Below are 17,031 nucleotides of genomic sequence, written 5' to 3'. Positions count from 1 at the left end.
CTTGGGGCAAGGCAAGTTCCATACCGATGACAATGCGGCGCGGGCGGCTCGCAGCGCGCGCCCCGCCATGGCGCGGAACGTGCTGCAAACCGGCAGCAGCGCCTGCGCGCGCTGCGCTACTGCCATCCGCCATGCCCGAGCGCAACAAGCCGCCTGTCAGCCGCGGCGAACTGAACGAATGCCGGCGCTGCCCGTTGTGGCGCAACGCCACCCAGGGCGTGCCCGGCGCCGGCGCGGCCCATGCACGCATCATGCTGGTGGGCGAACAGCCGGGCTCGCAGGAAGACCTGCAGGGCTCGCCCTTTGTCGGGCCGGCCGGACATCTGCTGGACGAAGCGCTGCAGGCCGCCGGCCTGGACCGCGACAAGCTCTTCATGACCAATGCGGTCAAGCATTTCAAGTTCGAGTGGCGTGGCAAGCGCCGGCTGCACAAATCGCCGGCGCAGCAGGAAATCGAGGCCTGCAACCTCTGGCTGGAGCGCGAGCTGGAGCAAGTGCATCCCACCGTCGTGGTGGCGCTGGGCGCCACCGCTGCGCGCGCGGTGCTGGGCCGCAAGAGCGTGACGCTGGCGGGCATGATGGAGACACCGGTTGAGCATGAGGGGCGGCTGGTCATCGCGACCTACCACCCCTCCTTTGCCCTGCGCCAGCGTAGCGACGAAGCGCGCGCCGCGGCCTTCGACCGCATCGTGCGCAGCCTGCGCGCGGCCGCGCGCCTGGCGCGCGGCGCGAAGCCCGGCTGACCCGTCAGGACCGGTTCACGGTCGGCGGCGCGTCGGGATCACGGCTGCCGGGATCGTGCAGGTCACGCGAGCCGACGCCGGGTGGCATTTCGCCCTTGCCGGGCTGCGGGGCCTTCGGCTTTTTCGGCTCGTCCTTGCGGTGTGACGCGGCATTCTCCCAATCGGCTCGCGCGCGTTCGCGGGCGCGCTGGTTGTCCGCTGCGTTTTCCTTCAGTTCACGGTCATCCAGGCCTTGGCGCTGGTCAAGCGAGGGCTTGTTCGACGTATCGTGCTTGCTGTGCTTCATGGCGCCTCCGGTAATACCGGCTGCAAGTGCCGGCCAACACCAAGGAGCGCGCAAGCTTCGTTCCCACCCTGGCCCCACGCCCCCGCGCACGGATCCGGCCGCCGCGCCGCGCCGCTTGCTTGTAACAACCGCCGGCGCTTGTAGAAAGTGCTTTGCGCCGGTCCGCCGCCGCGCCCTACGCGCCAGCGCGCGGGTTGGCCCGGCAAATGCTTTTCGCGTACCACATGCCCGCGTTCACCAGGAGATTCCAGATGCGATCCTCGATCCCACATGCGGCAGCGCTCGTGCTGCTATCCGCGCTGGCAGGGGCGGCGCTGGCACAGCCGGCCGATACCGGCGTGCGCACCGACAAAGGCCCCAAGGGCAGCCAGACCATTCCGCCGCCCGGTGCCAGCACCACGCCGGGCAGCACGCCCGGCGCCACGCCGACCAACCCCGGCGGCCTCGCCAAGGACCTCGGCGACGTACCCAAGGAGCCGCACACCGCCGGCGGTCTGCCCGGCCGCGACAAGCCCAAGCCGGCCTCGGAGAGCGCCGGCAAGGCCGACCGCGACGGCCTGCATGGCAAGCCGCGCAAGGGCACCGGCGGGGCCTCGATCGACCAGACCCGCGTGCCGGATTCGAAGGCACGCTGAACCCCATCAGGAGGCGGAGCGATGGCACGATTTGCTGACAAGGTAGTGATCGTCACCGGCGCCGGTTCCGGTATCGGCGCGGCCACCGCGCGGCGCTTTGCCGACGAAGGCGCCAGCGTGGCGCTGGCCGGACGCACGCGCGACAAGCTCGACAAGACTGCCGCCGGGCTGCCCTCCGACCGATGCCTGGTGCAGGTGACCGACGTGGCGCAGTGGCCGCAGGTGCAGGCACTGGTCGAGGCCACGCTGCGGCGCTTCGGCCGGCTCGACGTGATGGTCAACAACGCCGGCGTGGCGGTCGAGGGCCGCATCACCGAGGCCAGCCTGGAAGACTGGCGCCAGGTGATGTCGATCGACCTCGACGGCGTCTTCCATGGCTGCCGCGCGGCAATGCCCGCGCTGATGCAATCGCGCGGCTGCATCGTCAACGTGTCGTCGGTCTCGGGGCTTGGCGGCGACTGGGGCCTGTCGTTCTACAACGCCGCCAAGGGCGGCGTCAGCAACCTGACGCGGGCGCTGGCGATGGACTACGGCCGCGACGGCGTGCGCGTGAACGCGGTATGCCCGTCGCTGACGCGCACCGGCATGACCGAGGACATGTTCAGCGATGAAGCGCTGCTCGAGCGCTTCCGCGACCGCATCGCCCTTGGCAGCACCGCCGAGCCCGAGGACATCGCCGCGGTGATCGCCTTCCTCGCCAGCGACGATGCACGCTTTGTCACCGGCGTGAACCTGCCGGTCGACGGCGGCCTGATGGCTTCGAACGGCCAACCGCACCAGGCCTAGCGCCGGGAACTCCGGCAACGTCGCAACGCCGAAGGCGGGCAACAAAAAAGGGCCTCGCGGCCCTTTCCTGCACTGCGGACGATCCGTGGATCAGCCAGCGAAGTTCTTGCCGGCGAAGTCCCAGTTCACGACATTCCAGAACGCCTCGACGTACTTCGGGCGGGCATTGCGGTAGTCGATGTAGTAGGCGTGCTCCCACACGTCGCAGGTCAGCAGCGGCTTGGCATCGGTGGTCAGCGGCGTGGCGGCGTTGGAGGTGGACACCAGGTCCAGCGAGCCGTCGGCCTTCTTGACCAGCCAGGCCCAGCCCGAGCCGAAGGTGCCGACGGCAACCTTGGTGAACTCTTCCTTGAACTTGTCGAACGAGCCCCACTTGGCGTTGATGGCATCGGCGAGTGCGCCGGTCGGCTGGCCACCGCCGTTGGGCTTCAGCGAATCCCAGTAGAAGGTGTGGTTCCACACCTGGGCAGCGTTGTTGAAGATGCCGCCCGACGACTTCTTGACGATCTCTTCCAGGGTCGCGTTCTCGAACTCGGTGCCCTTGATGAGGTTGTTCAGGTTGGTGACGTAGGTCTGGTGGTGCTTGTCATGATGGAACTCCAGCGTCTCCTTGGAGATGTGCGGAGCCAGGGCATCATGCGCGTACGGCAGCGGGGGGAGCTTGTGTTCCATTGTTCTGTCTCTGTGGGTTGGGGTTGTGGGTCCGGAATTGCCGATTGTAGGGGACTTGCAAGACCCGCGCAAACCGCGGCGCAAAGTCCCCTGCTCCGATGTTAGTTTGTCCGCGCGCGGGTTTCCGGGAGATTTCCGTGCCGTCTCTGCGACGGCGGAACGACTCGAATGAAAGGCGTTCCCGACGCCGCGCAGCGGCTCAGAACTCCGGCAGCTTGGCCTGCACGGCGGCGATGGCGAGGTCTGCCACGCCCTCGGCGAGATGCGCTTCGACCACGCTGCCGGCGCGGATTTCGGCGGGCGCGCGCAGCGCGCGTCCGCGCTGGTCCAGCAGCACCGCATAGCCGCGTTCCAGCGTGCGCTGCGGCGCCAGCAGTTCCAGCGCGCCGGCACTGCGCGCCAGGCGCTGGCCCGCGCGTTCGTGCTGGCGCAGCGCGGCTGCCTGCAGCCGTTGCCACAAGCGCGCCACGTCGGCGCGGGCCGCGGCGGCGTCGGGACGGCTCGCGCGCCAGCGCATCGCCAGCAATTGCTGGCGATGCCGCTGCGACACCACGGTGTCACGCAATGCCGATCGCAAATGTCGCGCCAGATTGTCGACCTGTGCGCGCCGCTCCTGCAACTGCGCCTGCGGGCTGCGCACGCGCCGCGCCAGCCAGTCCACGTGTTGCGCGCGCAGGTCCAGCCCGCGCCGCATGCATTGCCGCAGCGCATCGCGCGCGCGCAGCGTCTGCGCAAGCAGGTGCGCGCGATCCGGGCTGACCAGCTCGGCCGCGCCGGTGGGCGTCGGCGCGCGCACGTCGGCGACAAAATCGGCAATGGTGAAATCGGTCTCGTGGCCGACGCCGGAGACCACCGGGAGCGCGCAGCGCGCGATCGCGTGCGCTACCACCTCTTCATTGAACGACCACAGGTCCTCGATGCTGCCGCCGCCACGGCACAGGATCAGCACGTCGCATTCGGCGCGCGCCGCCGCGGCATCGAGCATGTCCGCAATCTTCTGCGCCGCGCCGGCGCCCTGCACCGGTACCGGATAAACCACCACCGGCACATGCGGCGCGCGCCGCCGCAGCGTGCTCAGCACATCGCGCAGCGCCGCGGCCTGCAGCGACGTGACCACGCCGATGCGGCGGGGCTGCGCCGGCACCGGGCGCTTGCGCTCGGGCGCGAACAGCCCAGCCTGCGACAGCTTTTCCTTGAGCCGCAGGAAGGCTTCATACAGGTTGCCGAGCCCGGCGCGGCGCATGGCCTCGACCCCCAGCTGCAGTTCGCCGCGCGCCTCGTACATCGAAACCACGGCGCGCACTTCAACGGCCTCGCCTTCGCGCGGCTGGAAGTCGACATGCTGGTTGCGGCCGCGGAACATCACGCAGCGGATCTGCGCGCGCGCGTCCTTCAGCGAGAAATACCAGTGGCCGCTCGCCGCGCGCGTGAAGTTTGAGATCTCGCCGCGTACCCAGGCGAGCGGGAAGCTGCGTTCGAGCACGCCGGCGATGGCGTGGTTGAGTTCGCCGACGGAGATCACCTCGCGGCCGCCACGCGGTGCGGTGGAGGAAGGGTCACGTGAAAAATTCGGCAAGTCAGGCATGGGCAAGCCGCGGGCAAGCGGCGTGGATCAGACATGTCCACAGCATAACTGCTATGTCAAGGGGGTAGCGCTGATGCCTGACGGTTGCCCCGGAAGCCGCATGAATTCGTGCAAGCCTTTGATTCTTATGCGATTTATAAGCACAACAAAAATTAGGCAATATAACCATTTCTCTTTTGCATCAACCACTTACACGGCGGCCGAAGGGCTTGTTCACAAAGTTATCCACAGCTTCTCTGGATAAAATGCAACGCATAAAACACTTTACAGGATCGCATGACGAGTAGTCCGCTTATCGGATGCGCCATGCGCCTCGCTCTTCGCGCGGCCAGCACCGCCCTGAATGCGGTGCGCTTGCGAGCGTTTAGTGCTGCGCTTGCACAATTTCTCGGCATCGCTGAAAAAACCATATAAATTCAAAGACTTGAATCTCTTTTCCCGGATTTGTCCACAAGCCGTCCACAATGCTCTCCCTCGCCGCTGTGGACAACCCCAATTTTTTGCCGGGCCTGCCTGCCGTGGCGCCCGCCCGCAGTGGAAATGCCGGCCTGCCTGTTTTTTAAGCATCGAGTTCGACTGCTTTTAGAATCAACGGGTTAGGTAATTTCTCAGGCACCTGTCCACAAGACCTCCACAGTACTGTCCCGCTGCGTTGTGGAAAGTTGTGTCCAAAGGTGCCCTTGCGCACCGAGGCATGGCCTGATGCTGTGGCAGCCATCACTGCGGCACGTGCCGAATGCGCCGCAGCACGTAAGGAGCGGCGTTGCATAAAATTTAAGCAGCGCTTGCTTTGCCCTTTCCGATCAATGGCTTAGCCATCTTGTCCGGCAGCTTTCCACAATCGATCCACAACACTGTCCCTGCGCGCTGTGGACAGCGCGGGGCGGCGACTGCCGGCGCGATGCGCGCCGGAGACAGCGGCGCGCGGTCCCTTGCCGCGCGCCAGGCCGCGGGTTAGAGTGGCGCCTGTTTTTTCAGAGCAATGCCGGAGCGCGCAGCAAGGCATCATGCCGACGCGCCTCAAGGCATGCCGACTGGTGGTTTGGGGTTTCGTTATTCGGTGGTCGATCCCGGGGGTCCAATTGTTTTCCATCATTCAAGCGGCCGGTTGGCCGATCTGGCCGCTGTTGCTCGCCTCGGTCATCGCACTGGCGCTGATCGTCGAACGTTTCCTGTCGCTAAAGCGCAGCAAGGTGCTGCCCGCGCGGCTCTATGACGAAGCGCTGGCGGCCGCGCAGCAGCGCCGCGCCACGCCGGAAGTGGTCAATACGCTGGAACAGAATTCACCGCTCGGCCGGGTGCTGGCCGCGGGGCTGCGCCACGTCGTGCTGCAGCCGCATACCTCGCGCGACGCCGCCAAGGACGTGGTCGAGGAAGCCGGCCGGGTGGTCGCGCATGAGCTCGAGCGCTACCTGAACGCACTCGGCACGATCGCCTCGGTGGCACCGCTGATGGGGCTGCTGGGCACGGTGATCGGCATGATCGAGATCTTCGGCAGCCAGGGCGGCACCGGCACCAGCCCCGAGCAGCTGGCGCATGGCATCTCGGTGGCGCTGTACAACACCGCCTTCGGCCTGATCGTGGCGATCCCGGCGCTGATCTTCTGGCGCTACTTCCGCCGCCGCGTCGACGACTACGTGGCCGAACTGGAATTCCGCGCCACCTCGTTCCTCGACGCCATCCTGCCGCAGCGGCGCGCCTGAGCGCCGCACGCAAAGCGAACGCCATGCACTTCCGTTCCCGCCAGCGGCGCGAAGAGCCGGAGATCAACCTGATCCCGCTGATCGACGTGCTGCTCGTGATCCTGATCTTCCTGATGATCACGACCACGTACTCGCGCTTTACCGAGCTGCAGATCCAGCTGCCCACCGCCGATGCCGAGCGCGCCCGGCAGCAGCCGCAGGAGATCGTGGTATCGGTGTCTTCTCGCGGCGTCTATTCGGTCAACAAGCAGGTGATGGAGCAAAAAGACGTCACCAGCCTCGCCGACCGGCTGCGCGCAGCCTCCGGCGCCGGCGGCCAGCAGCCGGTGGTGATCGTCAATGCCGACGCGCAGGCCACCCACCAGGCCGTGGTCAATGTGATGGAGGCCGCGCGGCTGGCGGGGCTGTCGCGCCTGACCTTCGCCACCCAGAGCGCGCAGCCGCGCTGATCCCGGGCCGGCCCGCCCCGCCGGCGGCCGGCGGACTTGCCCCATGCGCATGGCAATGCCCATAATGGTTGGGTCGCCCGAGGGGCGAAGCCGCGCGCGCACTACAATCGCATCCCGACCTTCGACTCTCGCCCGCCGCGTCCATGCCCGTTCCCCGTCATGCCCTTGCCGATTTCGTAACCGCCCAGTGGCAACGCCGCGGCTGGTTCGCGTGGGTCATGCTGCCGTTCTCGCTACTGTTCGGCCTGGTCGCGCGGGTGCGCCGCCATGGCTACCAGCGCGGCTGGTTCAAGTCGACGCGGCTGCCGATGCCGGTGGTGGTGGTCGGCAACGTCACCGTGGGCGGCACCGGCAAGACCCCGGCGGTGATTGCGCTGGCGCAGGCGCTGACCGAGGCCGGGCTGCGGCCCGGCGTGGTCTCGCGCGGCTACGGCGTGCAGCTGAAGCACCCGCGCCGGGTCAAGCCCACCTCGCAGGCCGGCGACGTCGGCGATGAACCGCTGCTGATCGCGCGCGCCACCGACGTGCCGGTGTGGGTCTTTCCCGACCGCGCGCTGTGCGCGCAGGCCATGCTGGTGTCGCACCCCGGCGTCAATGTGCTGCTGCTCGACGACGGCCTGCAGCACTACAAGCTGCAGCGCGACTTCGAGATCGTGATGTTCGACGCGCGCATGGGTGGCAACGGCCTGATGCTGCCGGCCGGCCCGTTGCGCGAGCCGCTGTCGCGCCCGCGCGACGCCACCCTGATCAACGACCCCACTTTCCGCGCCACGCCTGACCGCCCCGGCGTGTACGGCATGCGGCTGGAACTCGATGACGCCTGGCAGCTTGCCGATCCGACCATGGCGCGGCCGCTCAGCGCCTTTGCCGGCCGGCGCGTGCTGGCCGCGGCCGGTATCGGCAACCCCGAGCGCTTCTTCGCCAGCCTGCGCGGCGCCGGCCTCGCGCCGAAGACGCTGCCGCTGCCCGACCACTATGACTTCGTCGCCGACCCGTTCTTCGACCATCCCGATGCCCTCGATGCCGACGTGATCCTGATCACCGAGAAGGATGCCGTAAAATGCGAGCGCTTCGACGACCCGCGCATCTGGGTCGTCCCCACCAAGCCCGTGATCGATGCGGCCCTGATCGATAAAATCCGCCGCGCCGTGCAGGCGCAAATCCAACCCGCGCCGAACGCGCCGGCCGCCGCGAGCGGCGCCGCCGGGCGCAACGAGGAACACCGAGATGGACAACCGGCTGCTTGAAATCCTGGTCTGCCCGCTATGCAAGGGCAAGCTGGAATACGACCGCGCCGCCCAAGAGCTGATCTGCCACGCCGACAAGCTGGCGTACCCGATCCGCGACGGCATCCCCGTGATGCTGGCCGACGAGGCCCGCCAGTCGGTGCCGGGCCGCGTGGTCGAGCCGGACGCGCCGGCGGGCAACTGAGCAGCGCGGCCATGACCCTGCCCGCGTTTACCGTCGTCATTCCGGCGCGGCTGGCCTCGACCCGCCTGCCCGACAAGCCCCTGGCCGATATCGGCGGGCGCCCGATGGTGGTGCGCGTGGCCGAACGCGCGCATGCGTCGTCGGCACAGCGCACGGTAGTCGCCACCGACGCGCCCGCGGTGGCGCAGGCCTGCGCCGCGCACGGCATTGAAGCCGTGCTGACGCGTGCCGACCACCCTTCCGGCACCGACCGCCTGTCCGAGGTGGCCGCGCAACTGGGCCTGGCCGATGACGCCATCGTCGTCAACGTGCAGGGCGACGAGCCGCTGATCGAGCCGGCGCTGATCGACGAAGTGGCGCTGCACCTGGCGCGCCACGCCGATTGCGCCATCGCCACCGCGGCCCATCCGCTGCACGACAGCGCCGAAGTGTTCAACCCCAACGTGGTCAAGGTGGTGTGCGACGCCGCCGGCCGCGCGCTGTATTTCTCGCGCGCGCCGATTCCGTGGGCGCGCGACGCCTGGTCCGGCGTGCCGGCCGTGCCCGCCGCGCTGGCGCAGGTACCGCTGCCGGCCATGCCGGTGCTGCGCCATATCGGCCTGTATGCCTATCGCGCCGGGTTCCTGCGCCGCTTCCCCACGCTGCCCGCAGCGCCGCTGGAACAGACCGAGGCGCTGGAGCAGCTGCGCGCCATGTGGCATGGCGAGCGCATCGCCGTGATGCAGACCGCCGGCGCGCCCGCGCCCGGCGTCGACACCCAGGCCGACCTTGAACGCGTGCGCGCGCTATGGGCGCAGTCGATGGCCCAGGAAGGGCCCTGACCGGCGCCCCATCGGTCCGGGCACGGCGCCCGCGCGAGCGCCTGCCCGCTCCGGTTGATTCTGCTGCAACCTCAATCGGGGGGCCGATTTCGGGCCGAATCCAGCCCGCCTCATGGCATAATGCTTGCCGATACAGAGCCGCCCCGCTGGCACGAGCAATCGCGCCGCCGGCCAAGGCTCGGTGGGGAGATAAAGATAGAGCCCGTCCGGTGCGCCGCGCCGCCATCCACCTGGCAGCCGCCGCCGGCCGTACGCGTGGGTACGCCTGAGCCGTGCCCGCGCTGAACGCAGTCAGCACGCACCGGGACCGCAGTAAGTCTTGCGTCAAGTTACGGCGTTACCCTCCTTCTGATCTCCCGCCATACCGGATTAAAAACTCTGAGGACCCGTAAATGCGTTTGATCCTGTTGGGCGCGCCTGGCGCCGGCAAAGGCACGCAAGCCAAGTTCATCTGCGAGAAGTTCGGCATTCCGCAAATCTCCACGGGCGACATGCTGCGCGCCGCGGTGAAGGCCGGCACGCCGCTGGGCGTGGAAGCCAAGAAGGTCATGGACGCGGGCGGACTGGTGTCGGACGACATCATCATCGGCCTGGTGAAGGACCGCCTGAAGCAGGACGACTGCAAGGGCGGCTACCTGTTCGACGGCTTCCCGCGCACCATTCCGCAAGCCGAGGCGATGAAGGAAGCGGGCGTGGCGATCGACTACGTGCTCGAGATCGACGTGCCGTTCGACGCCATCATCGAACGCATGAGCGGACGCCGCGTGCACGTGGCATCGGGGCGCACCTACCACCTCAAGTACAACCCGCCCAAGGCGCCGGGCGTCGACGACGAGACCGGCGAGCCGCTGATCCAGCGCGACGACGACAAGGAAGAAACCGTCAAGAAGCGTCTCGACGTCTACTCGCAGCAGACCCGTCCGCTGGTGGACTATTACTCGGACTGGGCCGCCAAGGGCGACGCCGCGGCCAAGGTGGCACCGCCGAAGTACCGCAAGATCCTGGGCGTCGGCAACGTCGACGAGATCACCGCGCGGGTGTTCGAGGCGTTGAAGTAATCGCCTGTTCGCCAGCGCAGCAATGAAAAAGCGGCCTTCCGGCCGCTTTTTCATTTTGGTTGACGGGTATCACCGCGCCTTATGCCCCTCTCCTACCCGAAACCACCCTTGATAGCCCTTGCATGCCGGGCCTTGCTCCGTACAATATTGACGTTTACGTAAACGGAAACCACCCCCCGAGGAGACACCAACGTGGAAATCAAGGACAACGTATTCATCATCACCGGCGGCGCTTCCGGCCTGGGTGCGGGCACGGCCCGCCTGCTCGCGGAAGCAGGCGCCAGGGTCGTCATTGCCGACCTGAACGAAGCCGCCGGCCAGGCCCTGGCCAGCGAGATCGGGGGCCGGTTCGTGCGCTGCGACGTGACCTCGGAAGCCGATGGCCAGGCCGTGGTCGCGGCGGCGCAGTCCCTTGGCCGCCTTGCCGGGCTGGTCAATTGCGCCGGCATCGCCACGGCCAACAAGACCGTGGGCAAGAATGGCCCGCATCCGCTCGACGCCTTCGACAAGACCATCCGCATCAACCTGGTCGGCACCTTCAACATGATCCGGCTGGCCGCCGCGGCGATGGTGCAGAACACCCCGGACAGCGAGGGCGAGCGCGGCGTGATCATCAATACCGCCTCGGTGGCCGCCTTCGATGGCCAGATCGGGCAGGCCGCCTATGCCGCGTCCAAGGGCGGCGTGGTCGGCATGACGCTGGCGATCGCGCGCGATCTGTCGCGCGATGGCGTGCGCTGCATGACCATCGCCCCGGGCCTGTTCGAGACGCCGATGCTGCTGGGCATGCCGCAGGAGGTGCAGGACGCGCTGGGCAAGATGGTGCCGTTCCCGCCGCGGCTGGGCCGGCCCGCCGAATATGCGAAGCTGGCACGCTCGATCATCGAGAACACCATGCTCAACGGCGAGGTGATCCGCCTGGACGGCGCGATCCGGATGCAGCCCAAGTAATGGCTCGCTGCTGCCCGCTCAACCGGGCAGCAGCATCACCAACATCAGCCCTGGCGCCGCCGCGGGCACCAGCGTGACCTGCTCGAACTGCAGCGCACCCTGGCGCGGATGGCGGAAGCCGCGGCGCCCGCCCTCGCGGTCTTCCACGTCCTGCGACAGCCAGGCAGCGCGGAAGTCCGCGCTCTCTGCCATCAATCCCTCGATCAACGCCCGTGTCGGCGCCGCCTCGGCGTGGCGGATGCTGTGCGCGCGGAACTCCGCCACCAGCCGGGCGGCGCGGTGCGGCCAGTCTTGCACCAGCGCCTGCAGCGCCCGCGACAGGAACATGGCGCGCAGCAGGTTGCGCTCGGTGCTGGCGGCGTCGAGCCAGCCGGCGAACAGGTCCGCAGCCGCGCCGTTCCAGGCTAGCGCGGTCCATTGGCGGTCAAGCAGGTAAGCCGGTCCGTCGATGGCATGCACGCTGGCCAGCACCGCGGGCGGCACCGGCTCGCCGGCGGCGTGTTGCGGGTCGCGCCGGCCGGCCAGCTCGAACAGGTAGGCGCGCTCGGCGCGCGACAGCCGCAGCGCCGCGGCGAGGCTGGCGAGCGCGCGTGCCGACAGCGCCACCGGCCGGCCCTGCTCCAGCCATGTCACCCAGGTTGTGCTCAGTCCCGCCAGCTGCGCGACCTCTTCGCGGCGCAGGCCAGGGGTGCGGCGGCGCTGGCCGGGTGCCAGGCCCACGTCCGCCGGCGCCAGGCGTTCGCGGTGCGCGCGCAGGAAGGCGCCGAGCACGGCTTCGCGCGATGCTGGCGAGGATGAGGGATCTGCAAGCTGAGCGAGTGGCGACATGGCAGGCTGGTGGCGCTTATACCAGGATAAAGCGGTGACTTGTACCGGGAAAATGGCCCGCCTACAGTATGCCGTACCCGCCTCGCGGGCAAGTCCCTCCCCCAGACAACAAGACCGCCAGCCCGACCTGATTCGGCCGCGGCCCAAGGAGCCCAGCACCATGCAGCAACAGGAACTCGTCGCCGCGCAATTCGGCGCCACCGCCAGCGCCTATCTCACCAGCGCGGTCCACGCCAGCGGCGCGGACCTGCAGCAACTGAAGGACGAACTGGCCGCGCTCATTCCCGCGGCCAACCGCCCGCGCAGCCGCGTGCTCGACCTGGGCTGCGGCGCCGGCCATGCCAGCTTCGCCGCCGCTGCAGTGGCGGGCGAAGTCACCGCTTACGACTTGTCGGCCGACATGCTGGCCGTGGTCGAGGCCGCGGCGCGCGAGCGCGGGCTGTCCAATCTCCGCACCCGCCAGGGCGCGGCCGAGCAGCTGCCGTTCGACGATGCCAGCTTCTGCGCGGTGGTGTCGCGCATGAGCGCGCACCACTGGCGCGATGTGCCGGCCGCGCTGGCCGAAATCCGACGCGTGCTCAAGCCCGGCGGCAAGGTGGTCATGATCGATATCGCCGGCGCGCCGGACCCGCTGCGCGATACCTGGCTGCAATCGGTCGAGCTGCTGCGCGATCCCTCGCACGTGCGCGATTACACCCCGGCCGGCTGGCGGGAGATGTTCGAAGCCGCGGGTTTTGCCGCGGAGGCCATCGCGGTATCGGAGATCTGGCGCATCGGCATCGCGTTCGACAGCTGGGTGCAACGCATGCGCACGCCAGCGGTGGCGGTGGACGCGATCCGGCACCTGTGGCGGGTGGCGCCGGCCGAAGTGCGCGAGCACTATCGCGTGCAGGAAGACGGCAGCTTTGAACTGGAAGCGGTCATGGTCACCGCGCGGTGACCGGACGCGCCCGGCTCAGGCCGCGGCGCTGACGGCTGGCGCCTCCGCCCGCACCGTCAGGCGGCGCACCAGCTCCCACACCGCCGCCGCGGCCGGCGACAGGGAACGATCCTCGCGCCGCACCATGACGATGCTGCGTTCCTCGCGCGGTACCAGCGGCCGCCACACCAGCGGCGACGCCGCCGGCAACGGCAGCGAGAACGACGGCAGCACCGAAGCGCCGATGCCGGCCTCGACCATGCCGAACACACTGGCCGAATGGCCCAGTTCCTGCACCACCTGCGGCGCCACGCCGTGCCGGCCGAACACGCGGTCGATCAGCGGCCGGCTGCCCGAGGCAAAGTCCAGCAGCACCAGCCGCAAGCCGTGCAGCGCCGACCACGGCACCGAATCCGCCTGCGCCAGCGGATGGTCGCGCCGGCACACAAAGCAGAACGGATCGGTCGCCACCGGCACGACCAGCAGCCCGTCGCGCACCAGCGGATCTATCAGCACGCCGAAGTCCACCGCGCCGGCGCGAACCTGTTCCAGGCCGTCGGCCTGGACGTTGTCGCGCACGGTCAGGCGGATCTCCGGATATTGCGCGGCGCAGGCGGCCACGTAGAGCGGCATCAGCCGGGCGGAGATCGTCGGCGCCCCCGCTATCACTACACGACCCCGATAGCGTTCCCCCAGCTGCCGGGTTTCTTCCAGCGTGTCGTCCAGTTGCCCGAGCAGGCGCTCCAGCGCCGGCGCCAGCGCATGGCCGGCTTCGGTCAGCACCACTTCGCGCGTGGTGCGATCCAGCAGCCGCACGCCGAGCGCGTCTTCCAGCTCTGCCACGCCGCGGCTGACGGCTGGCTGGGTCAGGCCGACCGCGTCAGCGGCCCGGCTGAAGCCGCCGCTGTTGGCCACGGCCAGGAACACGCGCAACTGGCGCAATGTGTAATTCATGCAACAAGCGGATAAATAGATTCTATAAATGAATTTGCATTCTAGACCCGGCTAGCGTCCAATACTAGGCAAAACCCTTACACCGCAGGATTTCACCCGCAGTCATGTCCCGTATTGTCCGCAATCTCAAGAAGCTCTATGACCTGATCGACGGCTTTGTGCTCGTCATGCTGACGGCCATCGCCATCGCGCTGGCCGCGCCGGAACTCGGCACCGGCGATGGCCCGCTGCAACTGGGCGTGGTCACCAGCCTGGGCGTGGCGCTGGTGTTCTTCCTGCACGGCGCGGCGCTGTCGCGCGACAAGCTGGTCGCGGGCGCCAAGCACTGGCGCCTGCATGTGTTCGTGCAGGTGTTCACGTACGTGGTGTTCCCGGTGGTGGGCGCGCTGCTGATGCTGTCGCTGCGCAATACGCTGCCGCCCGACCTGCTGCTGGGCGTGTTTTTCCTGTGCGCGCTGCCGTCGACGGTGTCGTCGTCGGTGGCCATGACTTCGATGGCGCGCGGCAATGTCTCGGGTGCGATCTTCAATGCCACCATCTCGGGCCTGATCGGCATGCTGGTGACACCGCTGCTGATGGGGCTGGTGATCAGCGCCAGCGGCGCGTCGATGCCGCTGGGCAAGGCGCTGACCGGCGTGGCGCTGCAGCTGCTGCTGCCGTTCGCGCTGGGGCAGTTGCTGCGTCCGCTGATCGGCAACTGGCTGGCCAAGAAGAAGCACATCACCAACAAGATCGACCGCGGCGTGATCGTGCTGATCGTCTATTCGTCGTTCTGCGACGCCACCGCCGAAGGCCTGTGGCACCAGTACCAGTGGCAGACCATCGGCGCGGTGATGGCGATCGCCGCGGTGCTGCTGTTCGTGGTGCTGGGCTTCACCACGCTGACCGCGCGCCGCCTGGGCTTTTCGGTCGAGGACGAGATCACCGCGGTGTTCTGCGGCTCGAAGAAGAGCCTGGCCAACGGCATCCCGATGGCCAAGATCCTGTTCGCCGGCCATCCTGCGCTGGGCTTGCTGGTGCTTCCGCTGATGGTCTACCACCAGCTGCAGCTGATCGTCTGCTCGGTGATCGCGTCGCGCTATGCCAATCGCGATGCCTTGCTGGAGGACCAGGCCACAGCGCGGGCCTGACGCGCGCCGCCATGAAAAAACCGGGGCATGCCCCGGTTTTTTTGTGCCCGCCGCGAGCGCGACGGCTCAGACCGACGGATTCTTCGACAGCGGCGGATTGCGCGCGAAGTAAGCGCGGATGCCCTTCAGGATGGCGTTGGCCAGCTGCTCCTGGTGCGCGTTGTCGTTGAGCTTGCGCTCTTCTTCCGGATTGCTGATAAACGCGGTCTCGATCAGGATCGACGGAATATCCGGCGCCTTCAGCACCGCAAACCCGGCCTGTTCGACGCTGCCCTTGTGCAGCTTGTTGATGCCGCCGATCTCGCCCAGCACGGCCTTGCCGACCTGCAGGCTGTCGTTGATCTGCGCGGTGGTCGACAAGTCCAGCAGCACGCGCGCCACCTGCGCGTCCTTGTTGCCCATGTTGGCGCCGCCGATCAGGTCGGAGGCGTTTTCCTTGTTGGCGAGCCAGCGCGCCGCGCTGCTCGACGCGCCGCGCTCGGACAGCGCGAACACCGACGCGCCGCGCGCCTCGGGCGACAGGAAGGCATCGGCGTGGATCGATACGAACAGGTCGGCCTGCACCCGGCGCGCCTTTTGCACGCGCACATTGAGCGGCACGAAGAAGTCGGCGTCGCGCGTCATCATCGCGCGCATATTGGGCTGCGCATCGATCTTGGCGCGCAGCCGGTGCGCGATCTGCAGCACCACGTCTTTCTCGCGCGAGCCGGCGGCGCCGGTCGCGCCCGGGTCTTCGCCGCCGTGGCCGGGATCGATCGCCACGGTCAGCAGGCGGCGCATCTTGAAGGGGCGCTCGGCGGTGGGATTGTCGCGCGCGACCGGGGGCACCACGGGGGCACTGGGGGCCGGCACCGGCGGTGCCGAGGGCTTGGGCCGGGCCGCGGCCACCGGCGGCGGCGCGGTGGTGGGCGGCACCTCGCCCTTCTCGTCGAAGCGGCGCACCAGCGCGCCGATGGCGTCTTCTTCCGCGCCGGCCGGCGCGCCGGCGATGCCCTCGGCGCCCGGCGCCGGGTCGGAGGTGGCAAAGCGGCGCTGCTTTTCCTCGGTGTCGCGCACCAGCTTCCACAGCGGGTCGGGCGGGTTGACCGGGTACAGGTCGAACACCAGCCGGTTGCGGTAGCTGCCGATGGGCGCCAGCGTGAACACCTGCGGCGCCACGTTTTCCTTCAGGTCGAACACCATGCGGACCACGCGCGGGCGGTTCTGGCCGACGCGCACGGTCTGGATATAGGGGTCGTTGGGGGTGATCTTGGCCACCAGCTCGCGCAGCGTCGGCGACAGGTCCAGGCCGTCGATGTCCACCACCAGCCGGTCGGGGTCGCGGATCATCTGGTGCACGGCGGCCAACGGCGCATCGGATTCGATGGTGACGCGGGTGTAGTCCTCGGCCGGCCACACGCGCACCGCGACAATACCGGCGCCGAACGCGATCTGGGGACCGGCCAGCGTCAGGACGGCGGTGCCGGCGCCCAGCTTCAGCGCCTGCGCCATCCATTTGCGGCGCGCCTGCAGCAGGCCGTCGGGTCCATCGGGGCGGTCGGTGGCAAGTCGCTTGATCAGCATGCGTTCAGCAAGGTAAGTCCAGTGGGAGTATAGGCGCGCATCATCGCGGTCCGCCGCTCGCCGGCATCATCCGCGCCGGCCATGTCCGATTGGAGCAACACGTGCAGGTCCGGTTCCCCCAGCAGGCGCCCGGCCTTTTCCGGCCACTCGACGAGGTTGAAGGCCGGTTCGGCGAAACAGTCGCGAAAACCCGCGTCGAGCCACTCTTCGGGGTCGGCAAAGCGGTACAGGTCGAAATGGTAGACCGTCAGTGGCGAGCCGTCGGCGCGGGCGACGTCATAGGGCTCGCACAGGGTATAGGTCGGGCTGCGGACCTTGCCCGCGTGGCCCAGCGCGCGCAGCACGGCGCGCGACAGCGTGGTCTTGCCGGCGCCCAGGTCGCCGGACAGCTGCACATGGACCGTGCGCGGCGGCATGGCCTGCACCGCGGCGGCCAGCGCGGCGCCCAGGCGCGCGGTGGCGGCTTCGTCGGGCAGCGTCAGGGTGCGTTCTTCGAGCAAGGGCATTGCGTACAATT

At 68.5% G+C, this 17,031-nt stretch carries 19 protein-coding genes; 12 read left to right on the top strand and 7 right to left on the bottom strand.

The genetic code is table 11. The features are described from left to right. Window positions 1-131: 131 nt before the first annotated feature. Window positions 132-743: a UdgX family uracil-DNA binding protein gene (locus tag ACOCMH_RS19785; protein ID WP_427312646.1), complete on the top strand. Its 612-nt coding sequence runs from the start codon at window positions 132-134 to the stop codon at window positions 741-743. Between the two features lie 4 nt (window positions 744-747). Here the strand turns inward: ACOCMH_RS19785 and ACOCMH_RS19780 are convergent, their stop codons facing one another. After that, window positions 748-1,029, bottom strand: coding sequence for a hypothetical protein (locus tag ACOCMH_RS19780; protein WP_427312645.1), 282 nt, complete (start codon window positions 1,027-1,029; stop codon window positions 748-750). Window positions 1,030-1,280: 251 nt separating this feature from the next. On the opposite strand from ACOCMH_RS19780, the gene ACOCMH_RS19775 reads away from it, so the two are divergent. Continuing rightward, window positions 1,281-1,664 carry a hypothetical protein gene (locus tag ACOCMH_RS19775; protein WP_427312644.1) on the top strand — a complete coding sequence of 128 codons (384 nt, stop codon included), beginning with the start codon at window positions 1,281-1,283 and terminating at the stop codon, window positions 1,662-1,664. A gap of 21 nt (window positions 1,665-1,685) precedes the next feature. Then, entirely contained in the window at window positions 1,686-2,450 is a 765-nt protein-coding gene (locus ACOCMH_RS19770; RefSeq protein ID WP_427312643.1) for an SDR family NAD(P)-dependent oxidoreductase, read from the top strand. A gap of 90 nt (window positions 2,451-2,540) precedes the next feature. Here ACOCMH_RS19770 and sodB read toward each other — a convergent pair whose 3' ends face one another. Together sodB and xseA are read right to left on the bottom strand one after the other, a co-directional pair. Then, window positions 2,541-3,122: a superoxide dismutase [Fe] gene (gene sodB / locus ACOCMH_RS19765; RefSeq protein ID WP_012351891.1), complete on the bottom strand. Its 582-nt coding sequence runs from the start codon at window positions 3,120-3,122 to the stop codon at window positions 2,541-2,543. A 199-nt stretch (window positions 3,123-3,321) separates the two neighbouring features. Next, the gene (xseA, locus tag ACOCMH_RS19760) at window positions 3,322-4,707 is read right to left on the bottom strand and encodes an exodeoxyribonuclease VII large subunit (RefSeq protein WP_427312642.1); all 1,386 of its coding nucleotides are present in this window, start codon (window positions 4,705-4,707) and stop codon (window positions 3,322-3,324) included. A 1,082-nt stretch (window positions 4,708-5,789) separates the two neighbouring features. Here xseA and ACOCMH_RS19755 point away from each other — a divergent pair. The 7 genes from ACOCMH_RS19755 (at window position 5,790) to ACOCMH_RS19725 (ending at window position 11,120) form a co-directional block, all read left to right on the top strand. Continuing rightward, window positions 5,790-6,410 (top strand): MotA/TolQ/ExbB proton channel family protein, encoded by a 621-nt coding sequence (locus tag ACOCMH_RS19755; protein WP_427312641.1) that lies wholly within the window; start codon window positions 5,790-5,792, stop codon window positions 6,408-6,410. Between the two features lie 23 nt (window positions 6,411-6,433). Then, window positions 6,434-6,859, top strand: a complete 426-nt coding sequence (locus ACOCMH_RS19750; RefSeq protein ID WP_427312640.1) for an ExbD/TolR family protein — start codon at window positions 6,434-6,436, stop codon at window positions 6,857-6,859. Between the two features lie 143 nt (window positions 6,860-7,002). Continuing rightward, window positions 7,003-8,106 (top strand): tetraacyldisaccharide 4'-kinase, encoded by a 1,104-nt coding sequence (gene lpxK, locus ACOCMH_RS19745; protein ID WP_427312639.1) that lies wholly within the window; start codon window positions 7,003-7,005, stop codon window positions 8,104-8,106. After that, window positions 8,087-8,290 (top strand): Trm112 family protein, encoded by a 204-nt coding sequence (locus ACOCMH_RS19740; protein ID WP_171514070.1) that lies wholly within the window; start codon window positions 8,087-8,089, stop codon window positions 8,288-8,290. Before lpxK ends, ACOCMH_RS19740 begins: the two co-directional genes overlap by 20 nt. Window positions 8,291-8,301: 11 nt before the next feature. Next, the gene (gene kdsB / locus ACOCMH_RS19735) at window positions 8,302-9,111 is read left to right on the top strand and encodes a 3-deoxy-manno-octulosonate cytidylyltransferase (protein WP_171514071.1); all 810 of its coding nucleotides are present in this window, start codon (window positions 8,302-8,304) and stop codon (window positions 9,109-9,111) included. 392 nt (window positions 9,112-9,503) lie between these two features. Continuing rightward, entirely contained in the window at window positions 9,504-10,169 is a 666-nt protein-coding gene (adk, locus tag ACOCMH_RS19730) for an adenylate kinase (RefSeq protein WP_427312638.1), read from the top strand. 192 nt (window positions 10,170-10,361) lie between these two features. Then, complete coding sequence (locus tag ACOCMH_RS19725; RefSeq protein WP_427312637.1) at window positions 10,362-11,120, top strand: 3-hydroxyacyl-CoA dehydrogenase; 759 nt, start codon at window positions 10,362-10,364, stop codon at window positions 11,118-11,120. 18 nt (window positions 11,121-11,138) lie between these two features. Here ACOCMH_RS19725 and ACOCMH_RS19720 read toward each other — a convergent pair whose 3' ends face one another. Next, window positions 11,139-11,948 carry a helix-turn-helix transcriptional regulator gene (locus ACOCMH_RS19720; RefSeq protein WP_427312636.1) on the bottom strand — a complete coding sequence of 270 codons (810 nt, stop codon included), beginning with the start codon at window positions 11,946-11,948 and terminating at the stop codon, window positions 11,139-11,141. A 160-nt stretch (window positions 11,949-12,108) separates the two neighbouring features. Between ACOCMH_RS19720 and ACOCMH_RS19715 the strand changes: the two genes are divergently transcribed. Then, on the top strand, window positions 12,109-12,888 hold the full coding sequence (locus ACOCMH_RS19715; protein ID WP_427312635.1) for a class I SAM-dependent methyltransferase: 780 nt from the start codon (window positions 12,109-12,111) through the stop codon (window positions 12,886-12,888). A 15-nt stretch (window positions 12,889-12,903) separates the two neighbouring features. Here ACOCMH_RS19715 and ACOCMH_RS19710 read toward each other — a convergent pair whose 3' ends face one another. After that, window positions 12,904-13,821: a LysR family transcriptional regulator gene (locus tag ACOCMH_RS19710; protein WP_171514076.1), complete on the bottom strand. Its 918-nt coding sequence runs from the start codon at window positions 13,819-13,821 to the stop codon at window positions 12,904-12,906. A 104-nt stretch (window positions 13,822-13,925) separates the two neighbouring features. On the opposite strand from ACOCMH_RS19710, the gene ACOCMH_RS19705 reads away from it, so the two are divergent. After that, the gene (locus ACOCMH_RS19705) at window positions 13,926-14,951 is read left to right on the top strand and encodes a bile acid:sodium symporter family protein (protein WP_427312634.1); all 1,026 of its coding nucleotides are present in this window, start codon (window positions 13,926-13,928) and stop codon (window positions 14,949-14,951) included. A 66-nt stretch (window positions 14,952-15,017) separates the two neighbouring features. Here the strand turns inward: ACOCMH_RS19705 and ACOCMH_RS19700 are convergent, their stop codons facing one another. Beyond that, a complete protein-coding gene (locus tag ACOCMH_RS19700; RefSeq protein WP_427312633.1) occupies window positions 15,018-16,514 on the bottom strand; it encodes an N-acetylmuramoyl-L-alanine amidase in 1,497 nt (498 codons plus the stop codon). Next, on the bottom strand, window positions 16,508-17,020 hold the full coding sequence (gene tsaE, locus ACOCMH_RS19695; RefSeq protein ID WP_427312632.1) for a tRNA (adenosine(37)-N6)-threonylcarbamoyltransferase complex ATPase subunit type 1 TsaE: 513 nt from the start codon (window positions 17,018-17,020) through the stop codon (window positions 16,508-16,510). Before tsaE ends, ACOCMH_RS19700 begins: the two co-directional genes overlap by 7 nt. Between the last annotated feature and the right edge of the window lie 11 nt (window positions 17,021-17,031).

Source organism: Cupriavidus sp. H39 (assembly GCF_050271075.1).
In the GTDB taxonomy this organism is placed as follows: Bacteria; Pseudomonadota; Gammaproteobacteria; order Burkholderiales; family Burkholderiaceae; genus Cupriavidus; species Cupriavidus necator_B.
This window is presented reverse-complemented; position numbering and strand designations above follow the sequence as displayed.